14 protein-coding genes and 1 pseudogene are annotated in these 19301 nt (G+C 69.7%); 8 read left to right on the top strand and 7 right to left on the bottom strand.

Going from position 1 to position 19301, the window contains the following annotated elements; genetic code table 11:
• Positions 1-26 precede the first annotated feature (26 nt).
• The 5 genes from ACFWPS_RS40720 to ACFWPS_RS40700 form a co-directional block, all read right to left on the bottom strand.
• Positions 27-2072 carry an RICIN domain-containing protein gene (locus tag ACFWPS_RS40720; protein WP_383715401.1) on the bottom strand — a complete coding sequence of 682 codons (2046 nt, stop codon included), beginning with the start codon at positions 2070-2072 and terminating at the stop codon, positions 27-29.
• Positions 2073-2177: 105 nt separating this feature from the next.
• Positions 2178-3698, bottom strand: coding sequence for an alpha-N-arabinofuranosidase (locus ACFWPS_RS40715; RefSeq protein WP_383715399.1), 1521 nt, complete (start codon positions 3696-3698; stop codon positions 2178-2180).
• Between the two features lie 59 nt (positions 3699-3757).
• Positions 3758-4660 carry a carbohydrate ABC transporter permease gene (locus ACFWPS_RS40710; protein ID WP_383715396.1) on the bottom strand — a complete coding sequence of 301 codons (903 nt, stop codon included), beginning with the start codon at positions 4658-4660 and terminating at the stop codon, positions 3758-3760.
• The gene (locus ACFWPS_RS40705) at positions 4657-5652 is read right to left on the bottom strand and encodes a carbohydrate ABC transporter permease (RefSeq protein WP_383715393.1); all 996 of its coding nucleotides are present in this window, start codon (positions 5650-5652) and stop codon (positions 4657-4659) included. The genes ACFWPS_RS40710 and ACFWPS_RS40705 overlap by 4 nt, the downstream gene beginning before the upstream one ends.
• Positions 5653-5731: 79 nt before the next feature.
• On the bottom strand, positions 5732-7105 hold the full coding sequence (locus ACFWPS_RS40700; protein WP_383715391.1) for an ABC transporter substrate-binding protein: 1374 nt from the start codon (positions 7103-7105) through the stop codon (positions 5732-5734).
• A 348-nt stretch (positions 7106-7453) separates the two neighbouring features.
• Between ACFWPS_RS40700 and ACFWPS_RS40695 the strand changes: the two genes are divergently transcribed.
• From ACFWPS_RS40695 to ACFWPS_RS40660, 8 genes are all read left to right on the top strand, one after another.
• Complete coding sequence (locus ACFWPS_RS40695; RefSeq protein WP_383715388.1) at positions 7454-8488, top strand: LacI family DNA-binding transcriptional regulator; 1035 nt, start codon at positions 7454-7456, stop codon at positions 8486-8488.
• A 731-nt stretch (positions 8489-9219) separates the two neighbouring features.
• Positions 9220-9774, top strand: a complete 555-nt coding sequence (locus ACFWPS_RS40690) for an alpha/beta hydrolase family protein (RefSeq protein WP_383715386.1) — start codon at positions 9220-9222, stop codon at positions 9772-9774.
• 19 nt (positions 9775-9793) lie between these two features.
• The gene (locus tag ACFWPS_RS40685) at positions 9794-10711 is read left to right on the top strand and encodes an SCO3242 family prenyltransferase (RefSeq protein WP_383715382.1); all 918 of its coding nucleotides are present in this window, start codon (positions 9794-9796) and stop codon (positions 10709-10711) included.
• 54 nt (positions 10712-10765) lie between these two features.
• Positions 10766-11614 (top strand): sugar phosphate isomerase/epimerase family protein, encoded by an 849-nt coding sequence (locus ACFWPS_RS40680; RefSeq protein ID WP_383715380.1) that lies wholly within the window; start codon positions 10766-10768, stop codon positions 11612-11614.
• Positions 11595-12257, top strand: coding sequence for an EboA domain-containing protein (locus tag ACFWPS_RS40675; protein ID WP_383715378.1), 663 nt, complete (start codon positions 11595-11597; stop codon positions 12255-12257). Before ACFWPS_RS40680 ends, ACFWPS_RS40675 begins: the two co-directional genes overlap by 20 nt.
• Before the next feature lie 2 nt (positions 12258-12259).
• Complete coding sequence (locus tag ACFWPS_RS40670) at positions 12260-13126, top strand: TatD family hydrolase (RefSeq protein ID WP_383715374.1); 867 nt, start codon at positions 12260-12262, stop codon at positions 13124-13126.
• A 7-nt stretch (positions 13127-13133) separates the two neighbouring features.
• Positions 13134-14366, top strand: coding sequence for a metabolite traffic protein EboE (eboE, locus tag ACFWPS_RS40665; protein WP_383715372.1), 1233 nt, complete (start codon positions 13134-13136; stop codon positions 14364-14366).
• Entirely contained in the window at positions 14363-15784 is a 1422-nt protein-coding gene (locus ACFWPS_RS40660) for an alkaline phosphatase family protein (protein WP_383715368.1), read from the top strand. Before eboE ends, ACFWPS_RS40660 begins: the two co-directional genes overlap by 4 nt.
• 498 nt (positions 15785-16282) lie before the next feature.
• Here ACFWPS_RS40660 and ACFWPS_RS40655 read toward each other — a convergent pair.
• Together ACFWPS_RS40655 and ACFWPS_RS40650 are read right to left on the bottom strand one after the other, a co-directional pair.
• Positions 16283-16614, bottom strand: a pseudogene (locus tag ACFWPS_RS40655) (transposase); the annotation flags it as partial.
• 347 nt (positions 16615-16961) lie between these two features.
• Positions 16962-19187, bottom strand: a complete 2226-nt coding sequence (locus ACFWPS_RS40650) for a beta-glucosidase (protein ID WP_383715366.1) — start codon at positions 19185-19187, stop codon at positions 16962-16964.
• Between the last annotated feature and the right edge of the window lie 114 nt (positions 19188-19301).

Below are 19301 nucleotides of genomic sequence, written 5' to 3'. Positions count from 1 at the left end.
GGCCGTGAACCGGGCCCCGGTATGGGTCAGTTGACCCGGACGATCTGCCAGAGTTCGTCGTCCGCGCCGGTGTCCGTCGACTGGACGATCAGCGCGCCGTTGGCGGTGGAGGCGGAGGCGACGTCCGCGACCAGTCCGCTGCCGGAGTTGACCAGCTTGAAGTAGCCGTTGCCGGCGTCCGTCAGCGTCCACTGCTGAGAGGTCGCGGAGGAGGACGACTTCTGGACGATGGCCGCACCGGACGAGGTCGAGCCGTTGGAGTCGAGGTACAGAGCGCTGTTGACGTTCTTCACGGTCCACGCCCCGCCGGCGGCCGACGTGAACGTCCACAGCTGGCAGTTGTTGGCGGTGTTCACCCACTGGCCGGCCTGCTTGCCCACGGTGGTGGAGGCGCCGGGGATCTCCATGAACTTCCCGCTGTTCTTGTTGACCAGCCGGTACTGGCCGGTCGACAGGGTGGGCAGGGCGGTCTGGGTGAGGTTCCAGCGCTGGCAGGCGCAGCCGGTGTCGGACCACTGCCCGGCGGCGGTGCCGACGGTGGTGGAGGCGCTGGGGATCTCCAGGTACTTGCCGCTGATCCGGTTGGTGGCGGTGAAGCCGCCCGCCGGGTTCGGAGCGATGGCCCACTCGTGGTCGAGGGTGCCGTTGTCGTCCCACTGCAGGACCTTGGCGCCGTTGGCGGTGGACTGGTTCTGCACGCCCAGGACCTTGCCGCTGGCCACGTTGAAGATCTTGAAGTAGCCGGACGTCTGCTGGACGAACTTCCACTTCTGGTCGGAGGCGTTGTCGGCGTTCTGCTGGGTGGCGTTGACGCCGTTGGTGGTGGATCCCCCCGCGATGGCGAGCATCAGGTGGCTGTTGGCGTTCGACGCGGTGTAGGTGGCGCCGTCGGAGATGCCGCCGCCGAGGTCGATGGTGCCGTAGCTGACGGGATTCAGGCCGGTGCTGGTCAGGTGGCCGCCGCTGAGGACCAGCAGGCTGTGGCCGTCGGCCAGCGGGAGCAGGCCTCGGCTGTAGCCGCCGGGGACGGTGGAGGCGATGCGCGTCCAGGTGTTCGCGGCGCCGTTCTGCGTGTTCAGGAACAGGTCGTCGCTGCTGTTGGCGCTGACCACCAGGGTGCCGTTGGCGCCGCCGGTGGGCAGCCAGGTGATGTACGGGGAGCTCTTCGGCTGGGTGCCGTCGGTCGCCTTGAGCGCGATGCCGGTGGCGGAGCCGAAGGCCTCCGGGTCGGAGGAGATCTTGTAGTAGACGGCGAAACCGCCCTCGGGAGCGCCCCAGAACTCGTACGTCATCACGTAGTTGCCGTTGGGCAGTTTGGCGACCACGGGCATGCCGGGCCGGTCGCCGTACGTCGAGGTGGCCACGTCGTCGACCACGGAGCCCCAGGTCACGCCGTCCGTGGAGACCTGGTGGACGATCTTCTGGCCGTGGTTGGGGTCACGCTGGTCGGAGTAGTACGCGATCAGCTTGCTGCCGGACACCATCAGGAACGGCTCCCACACCGGCGTCTTGCCGTTGGTGGGGTCGGCCTGGCCGCCGGTGGCGATGGTGCTGACGTAGGACCAGCTGACGCCGTGGTCGGTGCTGGCGTACAGGTCGAGGGAGGTCGAGGACAGGTCGTTCGGGATGGAGTTGCCCGCGGCCAGGATGGTGCCGGCCGGGAAGCTGCCGATCTGGGTGGGCAGTTCGTACAGGAACGGCTGGTAGCGCATGCCGAAGCCGTTGTGGGTGTCGCTGATGCTGGAGATCTGGCTCCAGCTGTTGCCGTTGTCGGTGCTGCGGTAGATCGGGAAGACGGGGGTGCCCGAGCTGTACTGCTCGAACGTGGCGAGCAACGTGCCGTTGGACGAACCGCTGTACTGCAGGCGCAGACCGCGCGGGTAGAGCGAGCCGGGCGACGGGGAGCCCGCCGGCGGGGTGTACATCGTCTGCGAGGCACGCGAGATCGCGTGCGCCGGGCCGGCGGCGGGCAGGACGACGGCGATCGCGGCTGCCAGCAGGGCCAGCAGCAGAGTGATCGCCTGGGGTCTGGTGACGGAGCGCCGAGCGGCGCGATCCTTGGTGGTGGACATGGTGCGGCTCCCGATGACTGTCCTAGGAGGAGAGCGGAAGGTGGTGCTGGACCCGCCGCCCCCGCCGAGGAGAAGGGAGAGCGGAAGCGGCGGGCGTTGAGGGGGTCAGCCGGCGCGGCGCAGCCGGACGACGTTCCAGGAGACCGGCGGCAGCTGTACGGCGAGCCGGCCGTCGGTGACGGGGGAGGTGCCGGCTTCGCGCGGGCGTACGCGGTCGGGCTCGTCCTGGGTGTTGGTGGCGCGGAGGTCGGGGTCGCTGAGTACCGAGTGCGCCACCGGCTCATAGCCGGGGAAGCCCCGGAGGTCCAGGGCGAGTTCGACGCCCTCGCTCCGGTGCCGGTTGACGGCGAGGACGGTGAGCTCGTCGGGGCCGTCGGCGCCCGCGATGTGGGTGGCCACGGCGTCGACGACCGGCACCTCCCCGAAACGGTTCGTCTCGTACGTCGGCGAGACCGGCTCCACACGCAGGACGGTGCCCCGGGCGTGCCGGGCGGCCTGGGCGAAGGGGTGGAAGATGGTCTGCCGCCAGCTCGGGCCGCCCGCCTCGCTGCGGATCGGCGCGATGACGTTCACCAGCTGGGCGAGGGAGGCGGCGGTGACGCGGTCGCTGTTGCGCAGCAGGCTGATCAGCAGTCCGCCGACCACGACGGCGTCCGCGACGTTGTACTCGTCCTCGATCACGCGCGGGGCGACGGCCCACTCGGCGGGCTTGCCCTGCGCCTCGAAGCGGGTGTTGTACCAGACGTTCCACTCGTCGAAGGAGAGGTTGATCCGCTTCTTCCTGCGCTGCTTGGCCCGGATGTGGTCGGCGGTGGCGACGACCGACTCGATGAAGCCGTCCATGTCGACCGGGGAGGCGAGGAAGCTGCCGAGGTCGCCGTCGAGCTCCTCGTAGTAGGCGTGGCAGGAGATGTAGTCGACCTGGTCGTAGGCCTCCTCCAGGACGGTCGCCTCCCAGGCGCCGAACGTCGGCATCGAGGAACTGGAGCTGCCGCACGCGACGAGTTCGAGGCCGGAGTCGATCATGCGCATCGCGCGGGCGGTCTCGGCGGCGAGCCGGCCGTACTCGGCGGCGGTCTTGTGGCCGGTCTGCCAGGGGCCGTCCAGCTCGTTGCCCAGGCACCACATGCGGATGCCGAAGGGGTCCCGGGCGCCGTTCTTGATCCGCTCGTCGGACCAGGCGGTGCCGCCGGGGTGGTTGCAGTACTCCAGCAGGTCGAGGGCCTCCTGGACGCCCCGGGTACCGAGATTGAGGGCCATCATCGGCTCGACGCCGGCCTTCGCCGCCCAGTTCGTGAACTCGTGCAGACCGAAGGCGTTGGTCTCGGTGCTGTGCCAGGCGAGGTCGAGGCGGGCGGGCCGCTCGGCGGCCGGGCCGACGCTGTCCTCCCAGCGGAAGCCGGAGACGAAGTTGCCGCCGGGATAGCGGACGGTGGTCACGCCCAGCTCGCGCACCAGGTCCAGGACGTCACGGCGCAGCCCGTCCTCGTCGGCGAGCGGGTGGCCGGGCTCGTAGATGCCGGTGTAGACGCAGCGGCCCATGTGCTCGACGAACGAGCCGAAGGTCCGGGGGTTCACGTCGGCGACGCGGAAGGCGGGGTCGACGGTCAGGGACGCGTGCAGCATGAAGGGCGCTCCGAGAGGTGCGTGTGAGAAGAAGAGGGGGAACGGGCCGGTCCGCCGGGTTACTTGAGGCTTCCGACGGTCAGACCGCCGCGCCAGTACCGCTGGAGGAGGAGGAAGGTGACCACCAGCGGCAGGATCGCCACCAGGGAACCCGCGATGACAAGGGTGAACAGCGCGTTGGCTCCGGACTGGATCAGCGCCCCCTGGTACCAGGACTGCAGGCCGACGGTGAGCGGGAACAGTTTGTCGTTGTTGAGCATCACCAGTGGCAGGAAGAAGTTGTTCCAGGTGCCGACCATCGAGAAGAGCAGCACGGTGACGAGGGCCGGCTTCAGGGTGGGCAGCGCCACCGACCACAGCACGCGCAGTTCCCCGGCCCCGTCCATCCGGGCCGCCTCCAGCAGTTCGTCGGGCAGGGACTCCTGTACATAGACCCGCACCAGGTAGACGCCGAACGGGTTGAGCAGCGAGGGCAGGATGACCGCCCACATGGTGTTGGTCAGCTCGACCTTGCTCAGCAGCAGGTAGGTGGGGATGGCCAGCGCCGTGGCGGGCACCATGATGGCGCCGAGGAGGCTGGAGAAGAGCAGGTTGGCGCCGGGGAAGCGGTACTTGGCGAAGGCATAGCCCGCGAGGGTCGCCACGGCGGTGGCACCGGCCCCGCTGACACCCGCGTAGATCGCGGTGTTGCCCATCCAGCGCAGGTACTCGCCGTCGTTGTAGGTGAACAGTTCCCGGAGGTTGGTGAAGAAGGAGCCGGGCGAGTGGAACCACAGGGCGGCGGTGGAGAAGAGCGCGTCGTTGTCCTTGGTGGCGGCGACGACCAGCCACCAGAACGGCATCAGGAAGTAGAGGATCATCGCCACCATCACCACGTTGACGGTGACGCGTCCGCGCACGGCGGACGGACGGCGAGCGGCCGGAGGGCCCATGGCGGATGCGGGTGCGGCGGCGGTGGTCACTTCAGTCCGCTCCTCTTGCGCGTGGCGAACAGGAAGATGTAGGAGCCGATGAAGACCACCGCTCCGAGGGAGAAGGAGATGGCTGCGGAGTAGTTGAACTCCGAGTACTGGAACGCCAGGTTGTAGGCGTACAGGTTCGGCGTGTAGTCCGGGGTGATCACCGAGGAAGCGGTCGGTTCCAGCACCCGCGGTTCGGTGAAGAACTGCAGGGTCCCGATGATGGTGAACATCAGGGTGAGCACCAGCGCCGAGGAGATCATCGGGATCTTGATGCGCAGGGCCGTCTGGATCTGGCCGGCTCCGTCCAGCTTCGCCGCCTCGTACACCTCGCGGGGCAGGCCCTGGAGCGCGGCGTACAGGACGATCATGTTGTAGCCGGTCCACTGCCAGGTCACGATGTTGCCGAGCGAGGTCAGCATCAGGGAGTGCCCGAGCAGGTCGACCTTGCCGAGCCCGAGCGCGCCGCTCAGGGAGTTCACCGGGCCGAAGGTCGGGCTGTACAGGAAGCCCCACATCAGGGCGCCGATCACCGCGGGGACGGCGTACGGCATGAACAGGGTCATCCGGAAGACCTTGGCGAGCTTGCTGCTCACCTCGTCGATGATCAGCGCCCCGAGCAGGGCGAGGCACAGCATCACCGGGATCTGCACCAGACCGAAGACGGCGACCCGGCGCACGCCGGACAGGAAGTGCGGGTCCGTGAAGGTCTGCTTGTAGTTGGCGAACCAGCTGAAGTGGTCACCGCCCACCAGGGTGGAGGTCCGAAGGCTCAGCCAGAACGCGTAACCCAGCGGGGCCACCAGGAAGGCCAGGAACAGCAGCAGGAACGGGGTGATCAGCAGCACGCCCGTCCCCTGGTGCCGGGTACGGGCGGACAGCCCTCCGGTGCGCCGGCCCGTACTCGGGGTGGTGGCGCGGGCACCCGCGCCCTGCGCGGCGGGTGGGCCCAGGGGCGCGGCCACCGCCGATCCCTGCTGTCTGAGCAGGCTCATCACTTCTCCTTGCGCGTCTTGGGGGTCCCCGCCGGCACCGGTGCCGACGGGGACGGAGGGGCTTGGAATCCCCGGCCGGTTACTTGCTGACCTTGAAGCCCTGCTTGGCCGCGTAGGAGGTCACCTGCTGCTGGACGTTGTCGTTCACGGCCGACCAGTCGCTCTGGCCCTGGAGGGCCTTGCCGACCTCGGCGGTGTCGGTGTTGTAGGCGAAGTCCTGGAAAGGGCTCCAGTCGAAGGCCCCGATGCCGTTCGCGGCGGGCACGAACACCTTGTTGATCTGCTGGCCGCCGAAGAAGTCGTACTTCTTGTCCCCGAAGTACGAGCCGTTGAGGATCGGCTTGGACAGCGGGAAGAGGTAGGCCTGGTCGATGCCGATCTTCCAGGCGCCCTGGGAGGTGCCGAAGAGCTCGCGGGCGACCTCGGTGGCCTCCTTCGGGTGCTTGGTCTGGGAGGTCACCGAGAAGCTCGAACCGCCCCAGTCGCCCTGCGCGCTGTCACCGGCCGTCCACTGCGGCAGCGGGGCGACCCGCCACTTGCCCGAAGTCTTCGCGGCGACACTGGAGAGGTAGCCCGGGCCCCAGCCGGCCGCGATGTAGGTGGCGTACTTGCCTGTGCTCAGGCCGTTGTAGAAGTCGGTGGTGGCGTACGACTGGGTGTCGACCAGCTTGTTCTTCACCAGGTCGCCCCAGTAGTCGTACACCTTCTTGGCGTCTGCGTCGTTGAGCTTGACGCCGATGTTCGGGAGCTTGCTCGCCGAGTAGGTGTAGGGGCGGGAACCCGCCTGCCACATCAGGCCCTGGCGCCAGCCGCCGGCCGTCTCGTCGCTGCCGAAGTCGGTCAGGTACGCGTTCGGGTCGGCCTTGTGCAGCTTGGCGGCCTCCTCCTTGAACTCCGCCCAGGTGGTGGGGACCTTCAGGTGGTACTTCTTGAACAGGTCCGCGCGGTACATCATGGCCATCGGGCCGCCGTCGACCGGGATGGCGTAGACGTGGTCGCCGTCGGAGGACTGCTGCCAGGCCCAGTCGACGTAGTTGCCCTTGTCGTCGTTCGCGCCGTACTTGCCCATGTCGAGCAGACCCTTGGTGAGCTGGATGGTCGGCAGCTCCTGGAACTCCAGCATGACGACGTCGGGGGCGCCCTGGCCTGCCTTCAGCGCGGTCTTCAGCTTGGTGTACTCATCCTGGCCCACACCGGCCTGCACCCAGTCGACCTGGACGTCCTTGTGGGTCTTGTTGAACTCCGCCACGACCTGCTTGAACTGCGGGTACCACGCCCACACCTTGATGTGCACCGGGCCGTTCGACGCCGAGCCGGAGCCGCTGCCACCTCCGCCGCAGGCCGCGAGAAGCACGCCGGCGAGGGCCGCGGAGGCCGTCGCGACGGCGGCCCGTCGGAGGGACGCGGGCACGCGGTGTCCGTCGCGGGTCGGAAGCTGTCTGCTGGACGACATGAGCATTCTCCTGGGTGAGGTGCCTGAAGGGCGGAAGAGGGGACGAAGGAGGAGAGAGTGCGGCGGGATGGGCGCCGTCCGCATAGCGAACATTGTTCGATATTTCGGACGAGAAGAAAGGGAGGTGTTGTCAGGCGTCGGGGAGTAAAGAAACGAGCGTCACCGCGGCTCCTACTGGTTGCAATCCACCAGCTGCGCCCCAGAGTTGGCGAGAAGCGGGCCCGATCATCCCCTCGGGCCTCTGTTAGGCTCTGCAGCGCTGCAAAAGTGTTAACCGAGGGATTGCCACGCTGCAAGAGGCTGGCCGAAACTTTCCTCTAACAACTCCGACCGGGATGAAGGTGACCTATGGCGAAAGGCGTCACACTCCGCGACGTCGCGGCCCTGGCCGGCGTCTCCAGCCGCACCGTGTCCAACGTGGTCAACGGCTATGCGCCGGTCACGGAGGGCACGCGCGAGCGGGTCCAGCGTGCCGTGGACGAACTCGGCTACCGGCCCAACGTTCTTGCCCGCAACCTGGCCGCCGGCCGCTCGGGCCAGATCGCGGTGGTCGTGCCCTATCTGGACACGCCGTACTTCGCCGAGCTGCTGCAGGGCATCATCCGCGCGGCCCGGGTGCGCGGGTACAACGTCCTGATCGACCAGACCGACGGCGACGCCGAGCACGAGAAGATGTTCCTCACCCGTGGCTCCCAGCAACTGCTCTTCGACGGCGTCATCTTCAGCCCGCTGGGCCTGGCCCAGTCCGACCTGTCCGAGCGCGACGCGAACCTGCCGCTCGTCGTGCTCGGCGAGCGGGTGAGTGACGGAGGCTTCGACCACATCGGCATCGACGACGTCACCGCCTCCCGCGAGGCCACCGAGCATCTGCTCGACCTCGGCCGCCGCCGGGTCGCCGCGATCGGCGACCAGCCCTACCGCACCGGCGAGGCGGCTCAGCTCCGCACCCGCGGCTACCGCCTGGCACACGAGCGGGCCGGAATCCCCGTCCGGGAGGAGTACGTCATCTCCACCCCCCGCTTCAACCGCTCCGACGGAGCCACGGCCATGGCCCACCTTCTCGACCTGGAGGAGCCTCCGGACGCGGTCTTCTGCTACAGCGACCTGGTCGCCCTCGGCGCCCTGCACACCCTGGCCTCGCGCGGACTGCGCGTCCCGGAGGACGTCGCCATCGTCGGCTACGACGACATCGAGGACGCCCGTTACTCCAACCCGCCCGTCACCACGGTCTCGCCGGACAAGAAGATGATCGCCGAGACGGCGGTGGATCGACTGTTCAAGCGGATCGGCAACCCGACCCCCGTGCCCGGCATGGAAATCCGGGCCCCGCATCGGCTCATCCCCCGCGCGAGCACGATGGGCCGACAGGCCCCGGCTTCGTGACCGCACCCGGCGGACGGGCCATGAACACCCGGGCGCGGCGTGCGGGGAGTTCGTCGCCGACGCCGGGGAACCGTTGCTCCGGTCGGCGGGGATCAACGTCGACCACGGCGACGTGAGCGGATCCGGAACCGCGGCGTGCGTGCGGCTGACGGGCCGCTTCCGGTGGCGTGGAACCGTCGGGAGCCGGTGCAGCGGCGACAGGCCGCGCCGGGCACGCGGCTACAGGGGGGTCGGCCGGTACGGACACCCCTGCGGGCGGCCGACGGCCGGACGCGGGCGGCGCCTTGCTGAGGCTCGGGCCGATGGCCAGGTGGCGTCCTGCGGCCCGGCGTCCCGCGAGGGCGATCGTGCGGCATGCTGAAGTCGGGCCGCTCCGCCTGGAAAATCCTCTTAGGTGCTAAGAAATGACTCTCCGTCACTTCATCATCTGATGTCTCAGATATCACCTCCATGACATCTCATGGTTGAGATGTGAATGAACGCTCCGGATGGTGTGCAGATCCTTCGGGCGGTTGAACGCGCTTCAACGGGACCTGTACTTCCGGCACACCGCCGCGACCGCCGCCCCCGCCCCCGAGGTCGAGTGCGTGGAGATCCCGCACTGTGACGGAGTCCTGACCGGCTGGTTGTGCCTGCCGGCCGACCCGCCCCGGGCCATGCACTCGACAAGCGGAGGTAGTCATGCCAACTCCGAAGGCCGGTGGTCCCGTTGCGGGACCACGAAAACGGCAATGGGGGGCGCAGGCTTCGCCCGCTTCCTGGATCTGGCGGAAGCCGATTTCCGCCTCGCCGGTGCCATCGGCGTGCAGGGTGTCAGCTTCGGCGGCCTGTTCGCCGCCCATCTGGCCGCCGCAGACCCACGCGTCGGCGCGGTGGTCGTCAACGGTGCCCCGGCGGCCCCGACGGTCCCGGAGTTCCGTACCGCTCGCGAGCGGTTGGCCGCCGCACTCGGCACCGACGCCCCGGACCGGATCGCCGAGGTCATGGACGCGCTGTGCTTCGACCCGGACCGGCACCGCGTCGCCTGCCCCCTGCTCCTGCTGCACGGCGGACATGACCCGCTCGCCCGCTACGAGGACCAGGAACCGTTCCTCCGCGCCGCGGATCCCGTCACCGCCACCCTGCGGATCTGGCCCGACGGCGAGCGCACCCTCTACAGCCACGCGGCCGAACCCACTCGTAGACCCCCGCCACCCCGCAGGACCGTTCCCGCAGTGCCGACTTGTGAGACTTGTTTCACGTGGGCCACACGATTCCTCCACTCAATGAAGATGAAAGTTCAATAAAAACCGCTAGCGTGAACATATGAAAGATCGGGAAGGGGTCCTCCGCTTCGGACGACGCCCCAGGCCGCTCGGCCTCTCCGACCTGGCGATTCTCGTCCGCGCACCGGCCGCGCTCAGCGTTCCGGGCGACATCATCGCGGGTGCGGCGGCCGCAGGGCGCCCCTTCGGCCCCCGCGTCCCCGGCGTGATCGCCTCGTCCGTCTGCCTCTACTGGGCCGGCATGGCTCTCAACGACTACGCCGACGCGGCCGTCGACGCGGTCGAGCGGCCGCAGCGCCCGGTTCCGTCCGGACGGGTGCCGCGCCGTACCGCCCTGGGTGTCGCCTGCGCACTGACCACCGCGGGACTCGGGCTCGCGGCCGTTTCGGGCGGGCGGCGGAGCCTCGCCGTCGCGTTGCCGCTCACCGGGCTCGTCTGGGCGTACGACCTGAAGCTGAAGTCCACCCCGGCAGGCCCGGCGGTCATGGCCGGAGCCCGGGCGCTGGATGTCCTGGCGGGCGCGGCGGCCGCCGGACCGGTTCGGCGCGGGGTGGTACCCGCCGCCCTCGTCGGTCTGCACACATACACCCTCACGGTGCTCAGTCGCCACGAGGTCTCCGGAGCCCCGGCAAGGCTGCCGGCGTCGACGCTCGCGGCGAGCGCCACTACAGCACTGGCGGCGGCCCTGCCCACAGGGACTCCCGCCACCCGTGCCGGTACCGCCGTCGCGGGCACCGCGGTCGCCGGATATCTGGGAACGTACGGGCTGGCCCAGGCGCGAGCCGTCAGGGAGCCGTCCGGACCGAACGTCCGGCGCGCGGTGGGGGCCGGGATCCTGGGGCTGGTGCCACTGCAGGCGGCGCTCACCGCGCGGGCCGGGGCGCCCGCGGTGGCCGCCCTGCTCGGCGCCGTACATCCGCTGGCGCGACGGCTGGCCCGGCGCGTGTCCCCCACATGAGTCCGGCACCGCACGCGGAGAACCGCGCACGAAGAAGCACATACGAAGAGGGACATGGAACTCCGATTCGGTTACGGGACGAACGGCTTCACCCAGCATCGGTTGAGCGACGTCCTGGCGATCCTCGCGGACCTCGGCTACGACGGTGTGGCGCTCACCCTCGACCATGTGCACCTCGACCCGTACGCCGACGACCTGGCCCGCCAAGTAGCGCGTGTGCGTGGGCAGTTGGAAAGGTGCGGGCTCACCGTTACCGTAGAGACCGGGGCTCCGTACCTCCTCGACCCGTACGGCAGGCACCTGCCCACCCTCACGGGGCGGAGCGGCGCTGAACGGCGGATCGACCTGTTGCGGCGGGCGGTCCGCATCGCCGCGGACCTCGGCTCACCCACCGTCCACCTGTGCAGCGGCCCGGCGCCCGACGGCATGGCCGAGCGGGAGGCCCTCGAACGCCTCGCGCGGGGCATCGAGGCGGTGCTGGGGACGGCCGCGGCGTACGGTGTCGCGCTGGCCTTCGAGCCCGAGCCCGACATGTTCATCGACACCGTCGAGCGGTGCCTGGAGCTGCGGCGCCTGGTGGGCGGGAATGAACTGTTCGGGATCACGCTGGACATCGGACACGCGTACTGCGTCGAGGACCTTCCCCTGCTGGAGTGCGTGCGTCGTGCCGCCCCGTACCTGCTCAACGTGCAGATCGAGGACATGCGGCGCGGCGTTCACCGGCATCTGGAACTCGGCGACGGCGAGATCGACTTCGCGCCGGTGCTGGGCGCGCTGCGGGAACTCGGGACCCGGGGGCTGGTCTCGGTGGAGATCCAGGGCGGCGCACCGGACGCACCCGACGTTGCCCGCCGGTCCATCGAGTTCCTGAGGAGACACACCCATGATTCCCGCCCTGCCTGATCCCCGGGCCGGCCTCACGGCCGACGCCCGCGCCTGGTTCGACGACGCCGTCAACCGCGTCATCATCGACCCCAAGGCCATCCGGGCCGTCTTCCCCGCCGTCCGCCGCCACTGCGGCCGGGCCCGGCTCGACCCCCACTGGACCGTCGACGAGGCCGCCCGCGCCGTCCTCCTGACCGCCCTGCCGCTGCGCGGACCCGCCCTCGCCGACGAGGTGGGAACGCTGCACCGGCACGGCGACCCGGCCGAACAGCGGGCCGTGCTGCGCGCGCTGCCACTCGTCGACGACGAGGGGCGCCTGCTCTTCCTCGTACGGGAAACGCTGCGCGGGAACGACAACACGCTGATCGAGGCGGCCCTGGGACCGTACGCCGCCGCCCGTCTCCCGGACGACGAGTACCGGCAGGCCGTCCTGAAGTGCGTCTTCTGCGAGATCCCGCTCGCTCGTGTCGCCGGGCTGGCCGACCGCGCCGACCCCGAACTGGCCCGGATGCTCGCCGACTTCGCACACGAGCGGATCGCCGCGGGACGTGACGTACCCGAGGACATCCGGTCCGTCGTCCGTTCCTTCCCCGACGTGCTCGACACGTTCGACGCCGGGACGCGGTCCGCTCTCCTCACCGCACTCAACGGAGTCGCCTGACCATGCGCATCTTCGATCCCCATATCCATATGACCTCCCGTACGACGGACGACTACGAGGCCATGTACGCCGCCGGGGTACGGGCCGTGGTCGAGCCGGCCTTCTGGCTGGGCCAGCCCCGTACCTCGCCCGCCGTCTTCTACGACTACTTCGACTCGCTGCTGGGCTGGGAGCCGTACCGCGCTGCCCAGTTCGGCATCCAGCACTTCTGCACGATCGCCCTCAATCCCAAGGAGGCCAACGACCCGCGCTGCGTTCCCGTCCTGGAGGAGCTGCCCCGCTATCTCGCCAAGGACAGGGTCGTCGCGGTCGGCGAGACCGGCTACGACTCGATGACGAAGGAGGAGGACGAGGCTCTGGCCCGGCAGCTCCAGCTCGCCGTGGACTTCGGCCTTCCCGCCCTCGTACACACACCGCACCGCGACAAGGCGGCCGGCACCCGGCGCACGCTGGACGTCGTACGGGAGTCCGGGATCGCGCCCGAGTTCGTCGTGCTGGACCACCTGAACGAGCTGACCGTGGGCATGGTGAAGGACAGCGGCTGCTGGGCGGGATTCTCCGTCTACCCGAGGACCAAGATGAGCGAGGGCCGGATGGTGCGGATCCTCCAGGAGCACGGTGCGGAGCGGGTCCTCGTGAACTCGGCGGCCGACTGGGGGCGGAGCGATCCCCTGAAGACCCGGAAGACCGGCGACGCCATGCTGGCGGCCGGGTTCGGGCAGGAGGAGGTCGACACGGTGCTGTGGCGCAACCCCGTCGCCTTCTACGGACAGAGCGGACGCCTGGACCTGGACCCGGTTCTGGACGAGACCAAGCCGGACGACTCGGCCACCTACCAGGGCAACTCCATCAAGCGCGGGGGAGAGTGAACGACCCGTGCGCTTCCGTCACCCGGACGACTCGACCGTCCATCTCGCGTACTGCAGCAACGTGCACCAGGCGGAGGACCTGGACGGGGTCCTCGCCCAGCTCGCGGCCTACGCGGAACCGGTGCGGGCACGGCTCGGTGCCGACCGGCTGGGCATCGGGCTGTGGCTGGCCCGCGGGGTCGTCACGGAACTGGTGGCCGACGCGGGTGCGTTGACCCGGCTGCGCGACGAACTGTGTGCGCGGGGTCTCGAAACGGTCACCCTCAACGCCTTCCCGTACGCCGGGTTCCACCGGGAGGTCGTCAAGAAGGACGTCTACCTCCCCGACTGGGCAGACGACGCCCGCCTCCGCTACACCCTCGACTGCGCCCGCGTCCTCGCCGCCCTCCTTCCGGACGACGCCGCCCGCGGCAGTGTTTCCACCCTTCCGCTGGCCTGGCGGGCACCCTGGCCTCCGGAGCGCTCCGAAGCGGCCCGCCGCGCACTGGACCTGTTGACGGACGGGCTCGCCCAACTGGAACGGGACACCGGCCGCACCGTCCGAGTCGCCTTCGAACCGGAGCCCGGATGCGTCGTGGAGACCACCGAGCAGGTGGTACGCGAACTGGGCGGCCTTGATCCGGAACGGCTCGGTGTCTGCCTGGACGCCTGCCATCTCGCCGTGCAGTTCGAGGACCCTGACGCGGCGCTCGGCCGGCTCGCGGCCGCCGGGCTGCCGGTCGTCAAGCTCCAGGCGTCCTGCGCGGTGGAGGCGGCGGATCCGGCGGACCCCGACGCCCGTGCGGCGCTGGAACGGCTGGCCGAACCCAGGTTCCTGCACCAGACGCGCACGACGACCGGGAGTTCGTCCGGGGCCCCGGCCAGCCCCGGCGGCACGGCCGACTCCGGCGACGGCGGCGGGCTCGGCGGGACCGTACTCGGTGCCGACGACCTTCCCGAGGCGCTCGCCGGTGGTCTGCCCACCGGCACCGGGCCCTGGCGGGTGCACTTCCACGCCCCACTGCACGCGGCGCCCGAGCCACCGCTGCGCACGACGTCCGGGCAACTCGGCGCCGTGCTCTCCGGGCTGCTCGGCGGGCCCTCCGCGCTCTGCGACCACATCGAGGTCGAGACCTACACATGGTCCGTCCTGCCGCGTCCGCCCGCCGGCCGTGCGGGCCTGGTGGACGGCATCGCCGCTGAACTCGCCTGGGCACGGAAACAGTTGACCGGCCTCGGCCTTAAGGAAGATCCGTCATGACCAACACCACGAACCGGCTGGTCGTGCTCGACATCGTCGGCCTCACCCCGGACCTGCTGCGGCACATGCCCGCCGTCGCCGCCCTCGGCGAGCGTGGTTTCCGGGCCCGGCTCGGCACGACCCTGCCCGCCGTGACCTGCACCGTGCAGTCGACCCTCCTCACCGGTGCACCGCCGAGCGTCCATGGTGTCGTGGGCAACGGCTGGTACTTCCGTGACCTGGGCGAGGTACTGCTGTGGCGGCAGCACAACGCGCTCGTCGGCGGCGAGAAGATCTGGGAGACGGCACGCAGGACGGCCCCCGGCTACAAGGTGGCGAACATCTGCTGGTGGTACGCGATGGGCGCGGCCGTCGACCTCACCGTCACACCGCGTCCCGTCTACTACTCCGACGGCCGCAAGGAACCCGACTGCTACACCTGGCCGCCGTCCCTGCACGACGAACTCACCGAACGGCTCGGCCCGTTCCCCCTCTTCACCTACTGGGGCCCGAACGCGGGAATGCCCTCCACCCAGTGGATCCTGGGCGCCGCCCGCCAGGTCTTCGACGAGCACCGCCCCGATCTGACCCTGGTCTACGTCCCCCAGATGGACTACGAGCCGCAGCGCTCCGGTCCGCAGTCCGCCGAGACCGCCCGCGCCGCTCGCCGGCTCGACGACGCGCTCCGTCCGCTGATCGACCACTTCCTCCACGAGGGGGCGACGGTCGTGGCACTCAGTGAGTACGGGATCACCCCGGTCTCCCGCCCCGTGGACGTCAACCGCTCCCTGCGCCGTGCCGGACTGCTCGAAGTCCACACCCAGGACGGCATGGAGTACCTGGACCCCTGGACCTCCCGCGCCTTCGCCGTCGCCGACCACCAGGTGGCGCATGTGTATGTCCGGCGCCCGGAGGACCTGGAGGAGGTCGCCAAGATCCTCGCCGGACTCGACGGCGTCGACCGTGTCCTCGACGCGGAGGGGAAGGCCGCGCACGGCCTGGACCACGAGCGCTCGGGCGAACTCGTCGCCGTCGCCGAGGCCGACGCCTGGTTCACGTACTACTACTGGCTGGACGACGACCGTGCCCCCGATTTCGCCCGCCAGGTCGAGATCCACCGCAAGCCCGGTTACGACCCTGCCGAGCTGCTGTACGACGACGACGTCCCGGCGGTGAGACTGCGCGCGGTGGCCCAGGTGGCCCGCAAGAAGCTCGGGTACCGCTACCGGATCCGTACCGTGCCGCTGAACCCGGCCGGAGTGAGCGGCAGCCACGGCCGGCTACCGGAGGACCCGCGCCACGGCCCCGTGCTCCTGTGCTCCGAACCGGGCCCGGCACGCGCGGAGTTCGCCGCCACCGAGGTCAAGGAACTGCTGCTCCGGCTGGCGGGGATCACCGGTGACCGCGGCGACGTGGGCGGACCGGGGACCACAGCCTGAGTGTCGCCGGGCCTCACCGCCCGGCGACCGGGACGGAGCGCCCGGCATGCACCACCATCGGGCCCTCGGGTGCACCGCACCCGTCGCGTCGTGGTCGGCGCCTGCGTCGACGACAGGGGCGCTGCAGCAACCGGCTCTGCCATCGACGCCGTCCTTGCGGAGGGCGTCCGGCGGGGGGCGCCTCGGGGCCGGGATCCACGGGCCTCTCGTGGAGGAGCCGCGAAGACCGAGCGGTAACACCCCCCTTGTTCGTCTGGTGCTGACACATCGGATTGACGACTTCCGCTTGCCGGCCGGGGACGTCCGCGCCGAGATCCGACGCGTGAAAATGACCACGGACGGAAGATCTTGCGCGCTTCTCGCGGACATTCCAGGGGACGGCACCTCCGGCGGTGCCGAAGAGCGAGGCGGCCGGACAGCCGCAGCCGGCGTCATGTCCCTCCGTCCCCGGAGCGCCCGGGAAGGGGGGCTTCAGCCTTGCTGTGCGCCGGTGCCGTGCATCCCCGCTGTGTCGTGGTGAGGCCGTGCGGTGGTGGAGTCGACGCTCGCCAAGAGCAGGTCCGTCTCACCCCGCTTCGCCGCTTCCGTGATCGGACCCTCCAGCAGGGTCTCGAAGACACCCGGTCACGCGACTGCCGGAAGCGGTTGTGGACCGTCGGCCAGGCGTCGGGCTTCCGTGGTGTCTCCCGCCACCGTCCACCGGTCTTGAACCGCCGGATGATGCCCTCGAACTGCTGCCGCAGCCGCTCGGGGTACGGGCCGTTCTCGCCGACCGGCAGGTACGGCTCGATGAACTCCCGTTCCTCGTCCGCCGGTTGCACTCGCGTCACGCGGGAAGATCCACCGCTCCAGGTCCGGCCCGAGGGCGAGTCCTACCGATTGACCACGACTGGATACGCACCCTGAGCATACCGGCGAACAGGGCTCGTACCCGCTGCGCGAACCGGGATGCGACGAACGCCGTGTCCTGTTCCAACTGCGCGTCGATGCCGTCGCCGCCTTCGGCTGCCCCTGAGCCCTGGCGGCCCTACGCCGGTGCGGACACATGCTTCTCGGACAGGTCCCGGACCGCGGTGACGGGTCATGTCCCGGCAGACGGTACGTACGGGGCGGAGCATGGGGACCGCCGGCGAGGTGGTTCTGTCGACGGACAAGGACCACCCCGCCGGCAAGGTGTCTACGGAAGTGTGATCGTCTTCTTCAGCGGCAGGTCCGCCGAGGAGGATCCCGTCTCGACGGTGAAGGTCCCGGACGGGGTGGCCCAGGCGCCCTTGCGCGTGTCCCATACGGACAGCGGGTGGTCGGCGGCGCTGCGGGTGACCGTGACCTTGATCTGCTTGTGCTGTCCCGGACGCAGCTCGACCTGCTTGAAGGCCACGAGTCGCTTGCTCGGCTCGCCCGCGGACTTCGGTAGCGTCACGTAGACCTGTCCGGTGTCCGTGCCGGTGCGCCGGCCGGTGTTCGTCACCTCGTAGCTGACCTGGAGGCCCTGCTTCGTGGCCTGCACGGTGAGGTCGCGGTAGGAGAACGACGTGTAGGACAGGCCGTGGCCGAAGGCGTAGAGCGGCGCGATGTTCTTCGCCTGGTACCACTTGTAGCCGACAGCGAGGCCCTCGGAGTAGTTCACCTGGCGGATGCTGGTGTCACCGGCCGTTCTGGTGGTGCTGCCGTCGGCGAAGACACCGGGGTACTGCTCGTCCGTCTGGGTGGGCAGGTCCGCGAGGGACTTGGGGAACGTCATCGGCAGTCTGCCCGAGGGGTTGTCGTCACCCCACAGCAGACGGGCGATGGCCGTGCCCTGCTGCTCGCCGGGGTACCAGGCCTCCAGAATGCCCTTGACGTCGTTCTGCCAGGGCATCAGGACGGCGCTGCCGGTCTCCAGTACGGCGACGGTGTTGTGGTTGGCGGCGGCCACAGCTGAGATCAGGGCGTCACCGTTGCCGTCCAGGTTGAGGTTCGTGCGGTCGGAGCCTTCACCCATCTTGCTGTAGCCGAAGACGATGGCCACGTCGGCGTCCGCGGCGGCCGCAGCCGCCGCTGCGGGGTCGGCGCCGTTGTTGTAGGTGACGGTCGCGCCCGTCCTGGCGGCGCGTTCGGTGATGGCGTCCAGGGGCGCCACGGGGTTGGTGCACAAGCCGGCCCCGAAGCCGGACATGCCGCAGACCGTGCTCGCACTGACGCCGTTGGTTGCGGTGTTGGACGCCGTCGGGCCGATGACGGCGATCTTCCTCGCCTTGGCCGACAGCGGCAGGATGTCGTCCTGGTTCTTCAGCAGGACCGAGCCGTCGGTGACGATCTTCCGGGCCAGTTGCTTGTGGGCGGCCGTGGACACGTCACCCTCGGGGGTCGCGGGCAACGGATGGTCGAAGAGCCCGGCCTTGATGTAGGCCTTCACGACCCGGTAGGCGGCCTCGTCGATCTGCTTGCGGCTGATCTCGCCGGCGTTCAGGGCGGCCTTGAGTTTGTCGGGGGTGTAGTAGAGGGGCCGGTTGAGTTCCTGGTCGAGGCCGGCCTTGAGGGATGCGCTGGTGGAGTGGACCGCGAAGAAGTCGGACACGACGTAGCCGTCGAAGCCGAGCTGCTTCCTGAGGTTGTCCGTCAGCAGCGGGTTCTCACACGCGTAGGTGCCGTTGATCTGGTTGTAGGAGCACATGACGCCGCCTGGGGAACTGCCGTCGATCGCCACCTCGAAGGGGAGGTCGTACACCTCGTGCTGGGTGCGCTCGTCGAGGTTCGAGGAACTGGCCAGCCGGTCGAGTTCCTGCTCGTTGGCGACATAGTGCTTGAGGACCGCCATGGTGGGCCGGTCCGGATTCCCCTTCTGCAGGCCATTGGTCTGGGCGGCGGCGAGCGTGCCGCCGAGCAGGGAGTCCTCGCCGAGGTATTCGGGCGTGCGTCCGGCCAGCGGTGTGCGCCCGCTGGAGACTCCGGGACCGAGCACGACGTTCTTGCCTTTGCGGAAGGCCTCGTCGCCCTGGGCCTTGCCCTTGGCGTAGGCCAGATCCGTGTTCCAGGTGGCCGCCAGGCCGATCTGCGCGGGGAAGGCGGTGACGCCGGACGAGCCGCGAACCGTATCCGGTCCGTCCGTGTACGTGACGTTCGGCGTGCAGGGAAGCTGGGCGGGATAGGTGGTCCCGCCGAACGTCGTGGTCGCCGGCTGGTTCGCCGGCTGTTCCACCAGCCAGCGCAGTTCCTGGTCCAGCGTGCCGGCCTGCAGCAGGATGCGTGCTCTGTCCCCGGCGCTCTTGGCGGTGTTCATCCAGGGGCATTCCGCCGGGTACGGCTTTCCGTCGGCGTGTGCGGACGCGGCGGGTGTCTGTAGGAGGCCTCCACAGAGCGCGAACACGGCTACGGGGAGGAGAAGGCGGGCCCGTCCGAGGTCGGGCACGCGGCTGCGATACATCTGCGGCTCCTTCTTGCGCGAAGAGGCCGGCGCTGCGCCGGCGTTCTGCCGGTCAGCATGTAATGCATCGGTACATACCAGTTAGCCTTTGTTTGCCCTGAACTAGCATGAAAT

It is taken from the genome of Streptomyces sp. NPDC058457, assembly GCF_042720695.1.
Taxonomy (GTDB): Bacteria; Actinomycetota; Actinomycetes; order Streptomycetales; family Streptomycetaceae; genus Streptomyces.
Note: the sequence above shows the minus strand (reverse complement) of the source record. Positions and strands in the feature narration are given on the sequence as shown.